Origin of the sequence: Pseudomonas sp. OA65 (assembly GCF_017498305.1) — a bacterium.
In the GTDB taxonomy this organism is placed as follows: domain Bacteria; phylum Pseudomonadota; class Gammaproteobacteria; order Pseudomonadales; family Pseudomonadaceae; genus Aquipseudomonas; species Aquipseudomonas zanjanensis.
This window is the reverse complement of record NZ_JAGDEZ010000005.1, coordinates 240,129-257,284: the sequence shown is the minus strand read 5'-3', so window position 1 is coordinate 257,284 and position 17,156 is coordinate 240,129. Positions and strand designations below refer to the sequence as shown.

Annotated in this window: 11 protein-coding genes; 8 read left to right on the top strand and 3 right to left on the bottom strand. The window is 61.6% G+C overall.

All coding sequences use genetic code 11. The annotated features are described in order from the left end of the window. The first annotated feature begins 234 nt into the window (after positions 1–234). The 6 genes from recC to J3361_RS06665 all read left to right on the top strand — a co-directional run bounded on the left by recC (position 235) and on the right by J3361_RS06665 (position 11,952). Entirely contained in the window at positions 235–3,687 is a 3,453-nt protein-coding gene (gene recC / locus J3361_RS06690) for an exodeoxyribonuclease V subunit gamma (protein WP_207963429.1), read from the top strand. After that, the gene (gene recB / locus J3361_RS06685; RefSeq protein ID WP_207963428.1) at positions 3,684–7,373 is read left to right on the top strand and encodes an exodeoxyribonuclease V subunit beta; all 3,690 of its coding nucleotides are present in this window, start codon (positions 3,684–3,686) and stop codon (positions 7,371–7,373) included. Before recC ends, recB begins: the two co-directional genes overlap by 4 nt. Continuing rightward, entirely contained in the window at positions 7,370–9,466 is a 2,097-nt protein-coding gene (recD, locus tag J3361_RS06680; protein ID WP_207963427.1) for an exodeoxyribonuclease V subunit alpha, read from the top strand. Before recB ends, recD begins: the two co-directional genes overlap by 4 nt. A gap of 138 nt (positions 9,467–9,604) precedes the next feature. Continuing rightward, entirely contained in the window at positions 9,605–10,180 is a 576-nt protein-coding gene (locus tag J3361_RS06675) for a YfiR family protein (protein WP_207963426.1), read from the top strand. Beyond that, positions 10,177–11,445, top strand: coding sequence for a diguanylate cyclase (locus J3361_RS06670; RefSeq protein WP_207963425.1), 1,269 nt, complete (start codon positions 10,177–10,179; stop codon positions 11,443–11,445). Before J3361_RS06675 ends, J3361_RS06670 begins: the two co-directional genes overlap by 4 nt. A 3-nt stretch (positions 11,446–11,448) precedes the next feature. Further along, on the top strand, positions 11,449–11,952 hold the full coding sequence (locus tag J3361_RS06665) for an OmpA family protein (RefSeq protein ID WP_207963423.1): 504 nt from the start codon (positions 11,449–11,451) through the stop codon (positions 11,950–11,952). Here the strand turns inward: J3361_RS06665 and J3361_RS06660 are convergent. Further along, on the bottom strand, positions 11,949–12,896 hold the full coding sequence (locus tag J3361_RS06660; RefSeq protein WP_207963421.1) for a LysR family transcriptional regulator: 948 nt from the start codon (positions 12,894–12,896) through the stop codon (positions 11,949–11,951). The genes J3361_RS06665 and J3361_RS06660 overlap by 4 nt on opposite strands. A gap of 141 nt (positions 12,897–13,037) precedes the next feature. Here J3361_RS06660 and J3361_RS06655 point away from each other — a divergent pair, with 141 nt between their 5' ends. Next, on the top strand, positions 13,038–14,564 hold the full coding sequence (locus J3361_RS06655) for a CoA-acylating methylmalonate-semialdehyde dehydrogenase (protein WP_207963420.1): 1,527 nt from the start codon (positions 13,038–13,040) through the stop codon (positions 14,562–14,564). 10 nt (positions 14,565–14,574) lie between these two features. After that, positions 14,575–15,462 carry a 3-hydroxyisobutyrate dehydrogenase gene (mmsB, locus tag J3361_RS06650; protein ID WP_207963418.1) on the top strand — a complete coding sequence of 296 codons (888 nt, stop codon included), beginning with the start codon at positions 14,575–14,577 and terminating at the stop codon, positions 15,460–15,462. Between the two features lie 211 nt (positions 15,463–15,673). Here mmsB and J3361_RS06645 read toward each other — a convergent pair whose 3' ends face one another. Together J3361_RS06645 and J3361_RS06640 are read right to left on the bottom strand one after the other, a co-directional pair. Continuing rightward, entirely contained in the window at positions 15,674–16,018 is a 345-nt protein-coding gene (locus tag J3361_RS06645; protein WP_007900627.1) for a cupin domain-containing protein, read from the bottom strand. A 97-nt stretch (positions 16,019–16,115) separates the two neighbouring features. Then, positions 16,116–16,997, bottom strand: a complete 882-nt coding sequence (locus J3361_RS06640) for a LysR substrate-binding domain-containing protein (RefSeq protein ID WP_207963416.1) — start codon at positions 16,995–16,997, stop codon at positions 16,116–16,118. Positions 16,998–17,156: the final 159 nt, after the last annotated feature.

Here is a 17,156-nt window from a genome sequence, read left to right as displayed (position 1 = left end):
TCCCGAACTCAGCAGTGAAACGATGCATCGCCGATGGTAGTGTGGGGTTTCCCCATGTGAGAGTAGGTCATCGTCAAGATTAAATTCCGAAACCCCTATCTGCTGATGCAGGTAGGGGTTTTGTTTTGCCCGCAGGAAAGTTCTTACGACAAGCTCGGACAGCTCCCGGCTGTCACGGTCCCCCGACAGTGCTAAGGTTCTGCCCTAGCTTTTGCATTTTCAAGGATGCCTTTCATGCCGGACGCAACGTCCCTCAGCTCAGCGTTCATGGTGGTTCACGGGAATCGCCTGGATGAATTGCGCAGCCTGGTGATCAGCCTGATGCGGCGCTATCCACTGGCCCCTCTTGAAAATGAAATTGCACTGGTGCAAAGCAACGGTATTGCCCAATGGCTCAAGCTCGCGCTGGCTGAGGACCCTGAAGACGATGACTCCGGCGGCTGCGGTATCGCGGCGGCTATTGATGTGCAATTGCCAGGCAGCTTCATGTGGCAGCTCTATCGAACGGTCCTGGGGCGCGATGAGATTCCGGCCAAGTCGCTGTTGGACAAGGCTCCGCTAACCTGGCGCCTGATGCGCCTGCTGCCGCAACTGATCGAGCAGCCGCATTTCGAACCTCTGCGACGATTCCTGACCCACGACACCGACTTGCGCAAGCGCTATCAACTGTCCGAGCGCCTTGCCGATCTGTTCGACCAATACCAGGTGTACCGGGCCGACTGGCTCGAGGACTGGGCTGAGGGTCGACACCAGACCCGAAATGTCCGAGGCGAAATCAAGCCGCTCGCGCCGGCGAATTGCTGGCAAGCGGAACTGTGGCGAGCCTTGTTGCTGGATGTGGGGGAACAAGGCATGGCGCAAAGTCGCGCAGGCGTTCACCAGCGCTACATCGAACGTATCAACAACCTGGAAGCAGCTCCGAAAGGCTTGCCCGCGCGAGTCATCGTGTTCGGTATTTCTTCGTTGCCTGCCCAAGTCCTCGAGGCGCTCGCGGGTCTTTCCCGGTTCAGCCAGGTTCTGCTGTGCGTGCATAATCCGTGTCGCCACCATTGGGCGGACATCGTTGCCGACAAGGACTTGCTACGTCATCAATATAAGCGCCAGGCACGCAAGGCTGGCATGCCTGTCGCCCTCGATCCGCAAACCCTGCATCAACATGCCCATCCCTTATTGGCCGCCTGGGGCAAGCAGGGGCGCGACTATATCAACCTGCTCGACAGCTACGATGATCCCAACAGCTATCGCGCGGTATTTCGCGATGGGCGCGTCGACCTGTTCACTGACGGGACCCCGACGACCCTTCTCAGCCAGTTGCAGGATGACATCCTGGAACTCCGCCCCCTGAATGAAACCCGGGAACACTGGCCTGTCGTCGACACGGAACGAGACGGCTCGATTCGTTTTCATGTGGCCCACGGCGCCCAGCGTGAAGTGGAAATTCTCCATGACCAATTGCTGGCCCATTTCAGTGCGGATTCGACACTGCGCCCACGGGATATCATCGTCATGGTCCCGGACATCGACAGTTATGCGCCGCACATTCGCGCGGTGTTCGGCCAGCTCGACAGGAGCGACCCGCGTTTCATTCCATTCACGCTGACCGACCAGGGCCAGCGCGGACGTGATCCACTGCTGATCGCCGTCGAGCATTTGCTCAAGCTGCCGGACAGTCGTTTCCCAGTCAGCGAAATCCTCGATCTGCTGGATGTCCCGGCGTTGCGCGAACGGTTTGGTATCGATGAAGCCGACCTGACGACATTGCATCGATGGATCGAAGGGGCGGGGATTCGCTGGGGAATGAGTGCCGAACACCGCGCCGGGTTGGGCTTGCCTGCGGAGCTTGAGCAGAACAGCTGGCATTTCGGCTTGCGGCGCATGTTGCTGGGGTACGCCGTCGGCAGCTCGCAGGCCTATGACGGCATCGAGCCCTATGACGAGATAGGTGGCCTGGACGCGGCGTTGATCGGTCCGCTGGTTGCTTTGCTGGATGCATTGGAAGTCGCCCACCAGGAACTCACCCAGCCAGCATCGCCGCAGCAATGGGGTTCGCGCCTGCACGATCTGATGCGGTTGTTTTTCCAGGCGAGTAACGAGCATGACGACTATCTGCTGGCCCAACTCGAGGATTTGCGTGAAACCTGGCTGGAAACCTGTGAGTCGGTAGGGCTGCACGATGAATTACCGCTGACGGTGGTGCGTGAAGCGTGGTTGGCCGGGCTGGATCAAGGGCGGCTGTCCCAACGATTCCTGGCCGGAGCCGTCAATTTCTGCACCTTGATGCCAATGCGTGCGATCCCCTTCAAGCTGGTGTGCCTGCTGGGGATGAATGATGGTGATTACCCGCGTGCCCAACCGCCCTTGGATTTCGATCTGATGGGCGGTGATTATCGCCCGGGCGATCGTTCCCGCCGTGAGGACGACCGTTACCTGTTGTTGGAAGCGCTGCTTTCGGCCCGGGAAAAGCTCTACATCAGTTGGGTGGGACGCAGTATCCGCGACAACAGCGAGCGGCCGGCATCGGTGTTGATCGGCCAACTGCGCGATCACCTCGCCAATGGCTGGCGGTTGGCCGATGACAGCAAGCCTCTCCTCGATGCCCTGACTCAGGAGCATCCGCTGCAACCGTTCAGCGCGCGTTATTTCCATCAAGGAAACGAGCTGTTCAGTTACGCGAGCGAATGGCGAACGCTCCACGGCATCTCCGATCACACTGACAAAATTCAGGTGCTGGAACCCTACGCCCAGGAAGAGCCTTTGGGACTCGGCCAGTTGCAGGACTTCCTGCGTAACCCCGTCCGCCATTTCTTCAGCCAGCGCCTGAAAGTGTTCTTCGAAGCCATCGAAGCGCCACTGGCCGATGACGAACCTTTTGTGCTCGACGCGCTGCAACGCTACACCCTGAGCGACAGCCTGCTCGAGGCTGCCCTGGTACGCCTGGACCAGCCGGAGCTAGCCCTGGCCGCTCATGCCCAGAGGCTCCAGAACAGCGGACTGTTACCGATGGCCGGGTTCGGTGAGTGCATGCAACGCGAATTGATCGAACCGTTGCCGGATCTGCTCCAGCGCTACCAACAGCTTCTGGCGTTGTGGCCTACACCACTAACCAGTGCTGTGCCGGTCAGCTTGCAATTGCAGGGAGTGAGTGTCGAAGGGTGGCTCAGTGGCCTGCACCAACGCTCCGACGGTGCGGTTCTCGCCATCACGGCCATACCCAACAGCATCGGCTCCACCAAGACCCGCAAGTGGCATCGTCTGATTCGGCCCTGGGTCAATCATCTCGTTGCGTGTGCGAACGGCTTGTCGTTGACCACGGCGCTGGTGGCCAGTGATGACAGCCTGCTGCTGGCACCTTTCGAAGAGCCCGTCGCACAAAAAATGCTCGGCGACCTATTGCAGGCCTGGCAGGCCGGTATGCGCCAGCCGCTGCCGATCGCTGTGAAGACGGCGTTCGCCTGGCTCGGCCAGAGTGATCTGCTCAAGGCTGAAGCCGCGGCCCGCAAAGCCTATGAGGGCGACGGACAGACGTTCGAGGGCGAGCGGCGGGAAAACCCGGCCTTGGCTCGACAGTTTCCTGATTTCGCGGCCTTGATGGCTGACGAGACATTCCCCGATTGGTGCGATGCGCTTTACCGACCATTGCTCGAAGCCCCATGGCGTTCATTGGTCAGCGAGGAGACCCGCTCATGATTCAGCAGGCACCATTGGCCCTGGTTTTCCCGCTGCGGGGCAGCCAACTGATCGAGGCCAGCGCCGGTACCGGCAAGACCTTCACCATTTCGGCGCTGTACCTGCGCCTGGTGCTGGGGCACGGCGGTTCGGCGTCCGGTTTTGGCCGCGAGCTGCTCCCCCCGCAAATCCTGGTTGTGACCTTTACGGACGCTGCCACCAAGGAGTTGCGTGAACGAATTCGCACCCGTCTGGCCGAAGCCGCACGTTTTTTTCGCGATGAGATTCCAGCTCCGGATTCACTGATCGGCGCATTGCGCGATGAGTTCAATGCCGAGCAATGGCCTGGTTGCGCGAACCGGCTGGACATCGCCGCGCAGTGGATGGACGAAGCGGCCGTCTCGACCATCCATAGCTGGTGCCAGCGGATGTTGCGTGAGCATGCCTTCGACAGCGGCAGCCTGTTCACCCAGACCCTGGAAACCGACCACAGCGAATTGCTAGGCGAGGTATTGCGCGATTATTGGCGGCTGTTCTGCTATTCGATGCAAGGCGAGGCGCTGAACTGGGTGCGTACCCATTGGGGAGGTCCTGCGGCGCTATTGCCACGGGTGAGGGGGTTGTTTTCCAGCGAACCTCGCGACGCTGAAGGGCTTGAGCCTGCCGAGCTAATTGCCGCCTCGTTGCAGGAGCGCAGTGCCGCCTTGCTCGATCTCAAGGCGCCGTGGCGGCAATGGGCCGTGGAACTGTTGGAGATCTGCCAGCAAGGCGTCGCCAGCAAGTCTGTTGATGGACGCAAGATGCAGGCGCGTTACTTCGAACCGTGGTTTCAGAAAATCACCGCCTGGGTCGATGACGAAAGCCACGAGCTGCTGGACATCGGCACCGGCTTCACGCGCCTGACACCCGAGGGCATGGCCGAAGCCTGGAAAGGCGAAGTGCCTAACCATCCCGGACTGGAGGCCATGGTCGGTCTCAAGGCCAGCCTGGATGCGTTGCCCACCCCTGATGCCGCCGTGTTGCAGCATGCCGCGCAATGGGTCGGGGCGCGTTTCGAAGCGGAGAAACGTCGCCGCGCCGAAATGGGTTTCGACGACATGCTGCTGCGTCTTGACGCGGCGTTGCAGGCCGACGGGGGCGAGCGCCTGGCGAGCCTGATCCGCGAGCAGTTTCCGGTGGCGCTGATCGATGAATTCCAGGACACCGACCCGGTTCAGTACCGGATCTTCGAAAGCATCTATCGTATTGAAGACAACGACCCAGAAACCGGACTTTTCCTGATCGGCGATCCGAAGCAAGCGATCTACGCCTTTCGCGGTGCCGACATCTACACCTACCTGCGTGCTCGCGAGGCCACGGCCGGCCGGTTGCATACGCTGGGCACGAACTTCCGTTCCAGCCATGCCATGGTGGGAGCGGTAAACCATATTTTCCAGAAGGCCGAATCCCGTCCGACGGGGCGTGGGGCTTTTCTGTTCCGTGAGCCCTCGGGTGAGAATCCGGTGCCGTTCCTGTCCGTTGAGTCCCAGGGTCGCAAGGAGTCCCTACAGGTGGCAGGACACGCCGTCGCGGCACTGAACATCTGGCACCTGTCGTCGGACCAGCCGCTCTCCGGTGCGGTGTATCGGCAATCCATGGCAGCCGCCTGCGCCAGTGAGATCACGGCATTGCTCAACGGCGGCCAGTCGGGACGCGACGGCTTCACCGTCGATGGCGAAACGCTGCGCGGGTTGCGCCCGGCGGATATCGCTATTCTGGTGCGTGACGGTAAAGAGGCGCAGGCCGTGCGCGACGAGTTGTCCGTGCGGGGCGTGCGCAGTGTCTATCTGTCCGACAAGGATTCGGTCTTTGCTTCGCAAGAGGCGCGGGACCTGCTGACCTGGCTCAAGGCCTGCGCCGAACCGGATGTGGAGCGACCGCTACGGGCAGCGCTGGCCAGCATCACATTGAACCTGCCGCTGACGGAGCTGGAGCGTCTCAATCAGGATGAACTGGCCTGGGAAGCCCGGGTCATGCAGTTTCGCGGTTATCGCACGGTCTGGCGCAGCCAGGGCGTGCTGCCGATGTTGCGGCGCCTGCTGCATGATTTCGAACTGCCCCAGGCCCTGATGACGCGCAGCGATGGCGAGAGGGTGCTGACCAACTTGCTGCACCTTTGCGAATTGTTGCAGCAGGCCGCCGGCGAGCTGGATGGCGAGCAGGCCTTGATCCGGCATCTATCCGAGCACCTGGCCTTGTCCGGGCAGGCGGGAGAAGAGCAGATCCTGCGCCTGGAAAGCGATGAGCAGTTGGTCAAGGTGGTCACGATTCACAAGTCCAAGGGGCTTGAATATCCGTTGGTTTTCCTGCCCTTCATCTGCTCGACGAAACCGGTGGATGGCAGTCGATTGCCGTTGCATTACCACGATGAGGCCAACAAGGCGCAGATCAGCCTCAAGCCCACCGCCGAGTTGATCGCCAAGGCCGATGACGAGCGACTGGCCGAGGATCTGCGGCTGCTCTACGTGGCACTGACCCGCGCACAACATGCCTGCTGGCTGGGGGTCGCGGATCTCAAGCGAGGCAATAACAACAGCTCGATCCTGCATGTGTCCGCGCTGGGTTATCTGTTGGGCGGTGGGGCGCCGCTGACCGATTCGGTGGAACTGAGGCGTTGGCTGGAAGAACTGCAACACGGCAGCGTCGCGGTGAGCTGCCAGCCATTGCCTGAAACTACCGACGAGCACTATCGGCCGCCACGCAACGACGCTGTGTTACTCGAGCCCTTGGTGCCCTTGCGAAAAGCCAGCGAAAATTGGTGGATCGCCTCCTACAGTGCCTTGCGCATCGGTGAAAACTTGAGCGAAGGCAGCGATACCGCGCCAGAAAATCCACAAGCCCAGAAACTGTTCGACGATGAGCGACTGGACCCGGACGCTCCCAGGGAAACCATCGCCGTCGGTGGCGATATCCACCGCTTTCCCCGCGGCCCTGGCCCCGGCACTTTCCTACATGGCCTGCTGGAGTGGGCGGCCGGGGAAGGATTTTCACCCGCGCCGACAGATATCGAGGATGCCATTGCCCGACGCTGCAATCGCCGAGACTGGAAAGGCTGGATCAACACGCTGAGTGACTGGCTGCAGCACTTGATCAAAATGCCCATGCTCGTCGGCAATGACCAGGCGCCGGTGGTGCTCGAACAACTGACCCGGTTCCAGGTCGAGATGGAGTTCTGGTTCGCCAGCCACAAGGTCGATGTACAAAAGCTCGACCAACTGGTTTGCCGGTTCACCCATGGCGGTGTGGCCCGTGTCGCGGCGGAGCCGGTGCTGCTCAACGGCATGTTCAAGGGATTCATCGATTTGACGTTCGAGCACGACGGCCGGTATTACGTGGCCGATTACAAGTCCAACTGGCTGGGTGTCGATGACATGGCCTACACCGTACAGGCCATGGAACAGTCGATCCTGGACCATCGCTACGACCTGCAATACGTGCTGTATCTGTTGGCCCTGCACCGCCAGCTCAAGGCACGACTGCCCGATTACGACTATGACCGACATGTCGGCGGTGCGCTGTACCTGTTCCTGCGCGGAACTCGCTCAACCAGCCAGGGCGTGTATTTCACCAAGCCGCCACGGGCCTTGATCGAACAACTGGATCGGCTGTTCCAAGGGGCGCCCGAACCCAAGGCTGAGCCGGCGTGGGTACAGGGAGAATTGCTATGAGTCGTTCCTTTGCCGACCTGTTGCCCAAGGCGTCCGACGATGAAAGCCTGGTTGATCTGGCCCCCTTGAGCCGTTCACAGGACTTGCTGTTGTTGCTGACGCGCTGGGTCGAGCGCGGCTGGCTGCGTGCCCTGGACAAGGCCTTCGTGGCATTCCTCCATGAACTGGCGCCCGACGATGATCCATTGGTCCTGCTCGCCGCTGCGCTGACCAGCCATCAACTGGGCCACGGGCATGTTTGCCTGGATGTTTTCGAAACCCTCAAGGAACCGGACTTTGCCCTGTCGCTGCCCCCCGAGGGTGATCAGCAGACCGGCGCGATGCTGCTGCCTTCGCAAATGTTGCAGACGCTCGACGGGGCCCATTGGTGCAAGGCCCTGGCTTCCAGTCGACTGGTGGCCTTGGCTGTGGACGAGAGCGAAGAGGCGCAGCAACGTCCCTTGGTACTGTCTGGCAAACGTCTTTATCTGCGTCGCTACTGGGGGTATGAACGGCGGATCGACGAGGCGTTGCGCCAACGGTTGATAGAGCAGGAAGCTGCGCCCGGCGATCTGCGCGAGCGTTTGGACGGGCTGTTCGGGCCGGCCAATGCCAGGGGCCCGATCGATTGGCAGAAACTGGCCTGCGCACTGGCGACCCGTGGAGCCTTCAGCATCGTGACCGGCGGTCCGGGCACCGGCAAGACCACCACTGTTGTGCGTCTACTGGCCCTGTTGCAGGCGCCCGCCGTCGAGGTCGGGAAGCCGCTGCGGATTCGCCTGGCCGCGCCTACGGGTAAGGCGGCGGCGCGCCTGACCGAGTCCATCAGCCAACAGGTTCGGACCCTGGATGTGGATGAAGCGGTGCGCGAGCGTATTCCCTGCGACGTCACGACGGTCCATCGATTGCTGGGCAGTCGTCCCGGCACTCGGCATTTTCGTCACCATGCAGGCAATCGCTTGCCGCTGGATGTGCTGGTGGTCGATGAAGCGTCGATGATCGACCTGGAGATGATGGCCAATCTGCTGGATGCACTGCCGGCCCATGCACGGTTGGTATTGCTGGGGGACAAGGATCAGTTGGCCTCGGTGGAAGCCGGTGCGGTGCTGGGGGATTTGTGTCGAGACGCCGAGGACGGCTGGTACAGCCCCCAGACCCGTGCCTGGCTGGAGTCGGTCAGTGGGGAAAACCTGGCGGCCAGTGACCTGCTGCAAGACCTCGACGGCACTCATCCCCTGGCACAGCAAGTGGTCATGCTCAGGCATTCCCGGCGCTTCGGCGAAGGCAGTGGGATCGGTCAGCTCGCTCGTTCGGTCAACCAGCAACAGCCGGAGAAAGCCCGCCAATTATTGGATAACGGGCAGTACGTCGATTTGTTTTCCTTGAAATTGGCGGGTGAACACGACACGAAGCTGGAAAAACTGCTTCTCGACGGCAAGCCAGAAGGGCCCCAGGGCTATCGGCATTACCTGAGCCTGCTACGGCAGCGCCGCCCGGCCATTTCCCAGCCGTTGGAAGACCGTTGCTGGGCCGATTGGGCCCGGGAGGTCCTGGCGGGCTTCGACGAATTCCAATTGCTGTGCGCGGTGCGCAAAGGCCCGTGGGGCGTCGAAGGATTGAATCAGCGAATCACCGCGGCATTGCTCAAGGCCCGCCTTATCGATAGCGATCACCAGTGGTACGAAGGCCGTCCGGTACTGATGACCCGTAACGACTATGGGCTGGGGTTGATGAACGGTGATATCGGCATTGCCCTCAAGCTCCCCGAGCGTGACGGGCCGGATGCCGGCAAGCAGGTCCTGCGGGTCGCTTTCCCGCGCAATGACGGCCAGGGCGGTGTGCGTTTCGTCCTGCCCAGCCGCCTGAATGATGTGGAAACCGTGTATGCCATGACGGTGCACAAATCCCAAGGCTCGGAATTCACCCATACCGCGTTGATCCTTCCGGATGCGCTCAACCCGGTCTTGACCAAGGAATTGGTGTACACCGCCATTACCCGGGGCAAGCAATGGTTCAGCCTGATCGAACCGCGGGCGGGGGTCTTCGAAGAGGCGGTCGGGCGCAAGGTCAAGCGCTTGAGCGGTTTGATGCTGGCGTTGGAGCAGGCTGACTGAATCATTGGCTTTCAAGGATTCATGTCCTTGTGGCAACTTGGCCTGTTTCGCTCCCCAGCCTACGTAACGCGCTGTCTCGCTGGCTTTTTGGCACTGTGCTATCGTTCCGGCACTTATCGTCTGGATCAAGAGATTTCCATGGAAGTGCCTGTAGGGGAGGCAGTGCGCAGCAAGGGCTGGGGGCATATTCTGCTTGCCGGCCTTTTGTGTCTGCTGCTGCCTGTCGCGGTTGCCCAGGAGCAGGCCTCCACCACCCAGGCCGAGCAGCGGGCCGAAGCGGTGACCCAAGTGGTCTTGGGCATTCTCAGCTATGCCCGCTGGCCTGTGGAACCCACCCAGTTGCAACTGTGCATCGTCGGGCCGACCCAATACACCGACGATCTGGTCAAGGGCACCACCCAGGCCACGGGGCGGCCGGTAATTGTGCAGCGGTTGTTGGCCGATCATCCCAATATCGCCACTGAGTGCAACGCGGTCTACGTCGGCAGGCTGACCAACGATGAGCACACCCGTCTGTTTGCGTCCTTGATCGGCAAGCCCGTGTTGAGCATCAGTGAGGGCGGCGACCAGTGCACCGTGGGTAGCCTGTTCTGCCTGCGAGTCGGTGATGAACAAGTGTCTTTCGAGGTCAACCTCGATTCCGTGGCACGCAGTGGCGTGCGCATCCATCCGAGCGTGCTGCAGCTTTCCCGCCGCAGGTCCGCTACCCCATGAAGCAGAGCAAACCAAGGGTTCGCCCCACCCTGGGCTCGGTCATCGGTCGCGGTCATCTGATCGTCGCATTAGTGGCTATTACCATGGCCAGTGTGTCCCTGACCTTGCTCGGGCTGTTGGCGTTGCGGGTCTACGCCGACCACAACCTGCACTTGATCGCCCGTTCGATCAACTACACCGTGGAAGCCGCCGTGGTCTTCGATGATTCGGCCGCGGCCACCGAGGCACTGGCCTTGATCGCCTCCACCGAGGAGGTCGCCGATGCCGAGGTGTTCAATGAACATGGCCGTCTGTTGGCGCGCTGGCAACGCCCGCAAACCGGCCTGTTGTCGGAACTGGAAGTGCACATTGCCAAGGCATTCCTGGAAAAACCCATCAGCCTGCCGATCGTTCACCAAGGGCAGAACATCGGCCGTATCGTGTTGGCGGGGCATGGCGGCAGCCTGTTGCGTTTTTTACTCAGCGGTTTGGCGGGGATCATCCTGTGCACGGCGGTGAGTGCCTGGGTAGCGCTGTACCTGGCGCGGCGGCAGTTGCGGGCGATCACCGGGCCGCTGCGCAGCCTGGCTGAGGTGGCCCACGCGGCCCGCAGTGAACGAGCCTTGGACCGACGTGTGCCGCCGGCCGCCATCGCCGAACTGGATAATCTGGCCAATGACTTCAACGCGCTGCTCGATGAACTGGAATCCTGGCAGACCCACCTGCAAAGCGAAAACGAAACCCTGGCCCACCAGGCCAGCCACGACAGCTTGACCGGCTTGCCGAACCGGGCATTTTTCGAGGGCCGGCTGATTCGCGCCTTGCGCAATGCCAGCAAGCTCAATGAACAAGTGGCCGTCCTGTATCTGGACAGTGATCGTTTCAAGGGCATCAATGACAACTTCGGCCACGCCGCCGGCGACGCGGTGCTGACGGCCGTGGCGACCCGAGTCCGGGCGCAGTTGCGCGAAGACGATTTGGTCGCGCGCTTGGGGGGCGACGAATTCGCCGTGCTGCTGGCGCCCCTGCACAAGGCCGAGGACGCCGAGCGGATCGCCGAAAAAATCATTGCCAGCATGGAGATGCCGATTCAATTGCCCGGCAACGCCTCCGTGTTGACCTCTCTCAGTATTGGCATTGCCGTTTACCCCGATGATGGTGCCACACCGGGCACCCTGCTCCACGCCGCCGATGCGGCCATGTATCAAGCCAAACGCCTCGCCCGAGGCGGTCAACATACGGCGGGGTCGGATCACTCCGTCGCTGATCTTCAAACCAGGAGCTGACTCGTGCGTTCATACCCCTCATTTTCCCTGCGCTGGTTCGCGGCGCTTTTCCTGCTTGCCGTCGTGGCCCTGAGCGGTTGCCAGACGGCACCGCCGAAAGGCCTGACCCCGGCGCAAATTGCCGTACTCAAGCAGCAAGGTTTCGAATTGACCGACGATGGCTGGGCCTTCGGTTTGTCGGGCAAGGTGCTGTTTGGCAGCGATGTGGAAAACCTCAATCCGGCCAGTACCGAAATCGTCGAGCGCATCGGCAAGGCGCTGCTGGGGGCGGGCATCGAGCGGGTACGTATCGATGGCCATACCGACGCATCGGGCTCACAGGCCTACAACGAAGAACTGTCGAAGCGTCGGGCCGCGAGCGTGAGCAAGGTGCTGACCAGCGTTGGCATGCGCGAAGAGAATGTTCAATTGCGTGGCCTTGGCAGCAGCAAACCGGTCGCCTCCAACGACACCGCCAGCGGCCGCACCGAAAACCGCCGCGTCGCCATCGTGGTCATCGCCGACTAGTCGGCAAACACCATCTCCCGACTCTCGCCCATCAGCAATGGCCGGTTCTGTTCAGTCACCTCGCGAATGTAATCCCACAACAACGTAATTCGCTTGAGCTTCCTCAAATCCTCCCGGCAGTACATCCAGAACTGCCGGGTGACGTTGATTTCCTCCGGCAGCACCGGCAACAGCCGTGGATCCTGGGCGGCGAGGAAGCAGGGCAGGATCGCCAGCGAACGGCCTTGCTGCGCTGCCACGAATTGCGCGATCACACTGGTGCTGCGCAGGTGGGCATTGGCGCCGGGCAGGACGTTGGCCAGGTAGAGCAACTCGGAACTGAACGCCAGGTCATCCACGTAGCTGATGAACGAATGCTTGCTCAGGTCGGCTGGGCGCTGGATCGGTGGGTGATTGTCCAGGTAAGGCTGGGTAGCGTAGAGCTGCAGCCGGTAGTCGCACAATTTGCAGCACACATACGGGCCGTGTTCGGGGCGTTCGAGGGCGATGACGATGTCGGCCTCGCGCTTGGACAGGCTGATGAAGTGTGGCAGCGGCAGGATGTCCACCGAGATGGCCGGGTAGGCGTCGACGAAGTGGCTCAACTGCGGGGTAATGAAGAAGCTGCCAAAGCCTTCGGTGCAGCCCATGCGCACGTGGCCGGACAACGCGACGCCAGAGCCCGAGACCTGCTCGCAGGCCATGTGCAGGGTGCTTTCGATCGATTCGGCGTAACCCAGCAGGCGCTGGCCTTCGGCCGTCAGGACAAAACCGTTGGTCCGGGATTTCTCGAACAGCAGCGTGCCCAACGAGGCTTCCAGTGAGCTGATGCGTCGCGACACCGTGGTGTAGTCGACGGCCAGGCGCTTGGCGGCCGTGCTGGCCTTGCGGGTGCGGGCCACTTCGAGGAAAAACTTGAGGTCGTCCCAATTCAGCGACCCCAGGGAGGTGATGTTTTTTTGCATGATGGACCGGCTTTTATGTGCATTCTTATTAGAAGTTTGCACATCTATACTCCAAAAACCGTCTCATCACCATGTGTGCCAATGCACCTTGGTCTTTGCTGAACCAGCGCTCTCTCTATAAGAACAATCCCGGAGGCCAGCATGAACGTTTCCCTTACGCCCAGCGACACCACCTTGCAAACCGTCAGACTGCTGATCGATGGCGAGTGGGTCGAATCCCAAACCAGCGAATGGCACGACATTGTCAACCCGGCCACCCAGCAGGTGTTGGCGAAGGTTCCGTTCGCCACGGTCGCGGAAGTCGATGCCGCCATCGCCGCTGCCCAGCGTGCGTTCCAGACCTGGAAATTGACGCCCATCGGTGCGCGGATGCGCATCATGCTCAAGCTCCAGGCCTTGATTCGCGAGCACTCCAAGCGCATCGCCGCCGTGCTCAGCGCCGAACAGGGCAAGACCATCGCTGATGCCGAGGGCGATATTTTCCGAGGCCTGGAAGTGGTCGAGCACGCTTGCTCCATCGGTACCCTGCAAATGGGCGAGTTCGCCGAGAACGTCGCCGGTGGTGTGGACACCTACACGCTGCGCCAGCCGATCGGTGTGTGCGCGGGCATTACCCCGTTCAACTTCCCGGCGATGATTCCGCTGTGGATGTTCCCGATGGCCATCGCCTGTGGCAACACCTTCGTGCTCAAGCCATCGGAACAGGATCCGCTGTCGACCATGCTGTTGGTGGAGCTGGCCATCGAGGCCGGCGTACCGGCGGGCGTGCTCAACGTGGTGCACGGTGGCAAGGATGTGGTGGATGCACTCTGCACCCACAAGGACATCAAGGCGGTTTCGTTCGTCGGTTCGACGGCGGTCGGTACCCATGTGTATGACCTGGCGGGTCGCCACGGCAAGCGCGTGCAATCGATGATGGGCGCCAAGAACCATGCGGTGGTGTTGCCCGATGCCAATCGTGAGCAAACCCTCAACGCCCTGGTCGGTGCAGGTTTCGGCGCGGCGGGCCAGCGTTGCATGGCCACCTCCGTAGTGGTCATGGTGGGCGCGGCCAAGCAGTGGTTGCCGGAGCTCAAGGCCTTGGCGCAGAAACTCAAGGTCAACGCCGGCAGCGAGCCGGGCACGGACGTCGGCCCGGTGATTTCCAAACGGGCCAAGGCGCGGATTCTCGAGTTGATCGAGAGCGGTGTGCAGCAAGGGGCTAAGCTGGAACTCGATGGCCGTGGCATCAGTGTGCCGGGCTTCGAGCAGGGCAATTTCGTCGGCCCGACCCTGTTTTCCGGCGTGACCACCGACATGCGCATCTACACCGAAGAAATCTTCGGCCCGGTGCTAGTGGTGCTGGAAGTCGACACCCTGGACCAGGCGATTGCCCTGGTCAACGCCAACCCATTCGGCAACGGCACTGGCCTGTTCACCCAGAGCGGCGCGGCGGCGCGCAAATTCCAGAGCGAAATCGACGTCGGTCAGGTGGGCATCAACATTCCGATCCCGGTGCCGGTGCCGTTCTTCAGCTTCACCGGTTCCCGCGGTTCGAAACTCGGCGACCTCGGCCCGTACGGCAAACAAGTGGTGCAGTTCTACACTCAAACCAAGACCGTGACCGCGCGCTGGTTCGATGATGACAGCGTCAATGACGGTGTGAACACCACCATCAATTTGCGTTAAGGAGCCGGACATGAACATCGCATTTATCGGCCTGGGCAACATGGGTGCCCCCATGGCGCGCAACCTGCTCAAAGCCGGCCATTCGCTGAACCTGTTCGACCTGAACCAGACCGTGCTGGCCGAACTGGCGGCATTGGGCGGTACCATCAGCGCCTCGCCGCGCGACGCGGCCCAGGGCGCCGCACTGGTGATCACCATGCTGCCGGCCGCCGCCCATGTGCGCAGTGTCTGGCTGGGTGACGACGGCGTGCTGGCCGGTATCGCCGCCGGCACACCGGCTGTGGATTGCAGCACCATCGATCCGCAAACCGCTCGTGACGTAGCGGCTGCCGCGGCGAAACAAGGCGTGGCGATGGCCGATGCGCCGGTCTCGGGCGGCACCGGCGGCGCGGCGGCGGGCACGTTGACCTTCATGGTCGGCGCCACGGCGGAGTTGTTTGCCACCTTGCAACCGGTGCTGGCGCAAATGGGCCGTAACATCGTGCATTGTGGTGAAGTCGGTACCGGGCAGATCGCCAAGATCTGCAACAACCTGCTGCTGGGGATTTCCATGGTGGGCGTCAGCGAAGCCATGGCCCTGGGCGATGCCTTGGGAATCGACACCCAGGTGTTGGCCGGCATCATCAACAGTTCGACGGGCCGTTGCTGGAGTTCGGACACCTACAACCCCTGGCCGGGCGTGATCGAAACGGCCCCGGCATCCCGTGGCTATACGGGAGGCTTTGGCGCCGACCTGATGCTCAAGGACCTGGGCCTGGCGACCGAAGCCGCGCGGCAAGTCCATCAGCCGGTGGTGCTGGGGGCGGTGGCGCAGCAGTTGTATCAGGCGATGAGCCAGCGGGGTGAGGGTGGCAAGGATTTTTCGGCGATTGTGAACAGCTATCGCAAGCCGCAGTAAACCTGCGGTGTTCTGAAGCTTTTGTGGCGAGGGGATTTATCTGTGGGAGCAAGGCTTGCCCGCGATGACAGGCGGTGCGGTCTCTGAGGGAACGAGGTGTCTGCATCGCGGGCAAGCCTTGCTCCCACAGATGCCTTCTTCGCCAAAGAGGTTGTGCAATCCATGTTGTTTTCCGAGAGACCACGTCGGGTGGTCTCTCGGTTTTTTCGTTTCAGGCAAAGACAAAATATTTGCGCACGGTCTCGACCACTTCCCAGGTGCCTTTCATGCCGGGTTCGATGACGAAAATATCACCGGCACGCAGATGGATCGGCGCCATGCCCTCTGGGGTGATGATGCAATAGCCTTCCTGGAAATGGCAGTACTCCCACTTCACGTATTCCACATACCATTTGCCCGGTGTGCAGATCCAGGTGCCCATGATCTTGCTGCCGTCTTCGCTGGTGTAGGCGTTGAGGTTGACGGTGTGTGGGTCGCCTTCGAGTTTTTCCCATTTGCAGGCATCGAGTACGGGCAGCGGATGGGTGTCGCGCAGGACGGTGATGGGGGCGGTCATGTGAGCTCCGAAAGGGGCGGAAGAGAACAGGCACCCTAACGCGCGGCATGGGGGGGCAGATGTCTGTAGTCGACACCGGGCTATCCAGAAACGCGCATCAATCGGCCAGATGCCGTGCCAGGGCCATGGCGTAGGCGGGCAAACCTTCGAAGTTGCGGGCGCACAGCAGCAGCGCCCGGTGGGTCCAGGCCTCTTGCAGTGGGACGCATTGATACGATAGCTCGGTCGGTCGCCGATCGACGGCCGCCTTCGGCACGATGGCAATGCCTGCGCCATGGGTCACCATGCGAATCATCCCGTCGAAACCCTCGGCGCGAATGCGGATTTGCATGCGCGAGCCGATGTGCAGGGCCTGTTCTTCCAGGTGGATCGCCAGGGCGCTGGCGGCGTTCAGGCCGACGTAGTCGTGGCTGAGGGTCTCGCTGAAACGCACGGCTCGACCGTCAGCCAGGGGATGTCCGGTCGGTAGGATCAATACCAGCGGATCGTCGCGAAACGGCCAGGCCTGAAGGCCATCGGTGTCCACCGCGTCGGAAACGATCCCCAGGTCCGCCGCCCCCTGGCGTAGCGCATGGGTGATCCGTGAGCTGGGCAACTCCTGCAAGTCGATGTCGAGGTTGGGATGGGCCTTGAGGAAACTGGCCAGCAGTTCGGGCAGGTATTCGGTCATGGCGCTGGTGTTGCACAGCAGCCGCACCCGGCCTTTGACGCCCTTGGCGTATTCAGCCAGGTCCTGTTGCAGGTGTTCGGCCTGTTGCAGCAAGCCCCGGGCATGCTCGGCCAGGGCCCTGCCAGCTGGCGTTGGGGTTACGCCACGTCGTCCGCGTTCAAGCAGGTCGATGCCCAGGGACGCTTCCATGGCCCGGACTCGCGCACTGGCCGCGGCCAGGGATAAATGGCTGCGGGCCGCACCGGCGGTGATGTTGCCGATGTCGAGGATGTTCAGGTAGAGGCGCAGGTCGGTCAGGTCGAAGTGCATGGGCAGATGATCCTGTGCCGGGATTTGTGGTGCCAGATGCATTGCTATCGCGAGCAGGCTCGCTCCCACATGGAATTGCATTCCAACTGTGGGAGCGAGCCTGCTCGCGATGAGGTCAGCAGCTTCAACGAAATTCTTTGCCTCTTGTCTAGCAATAGG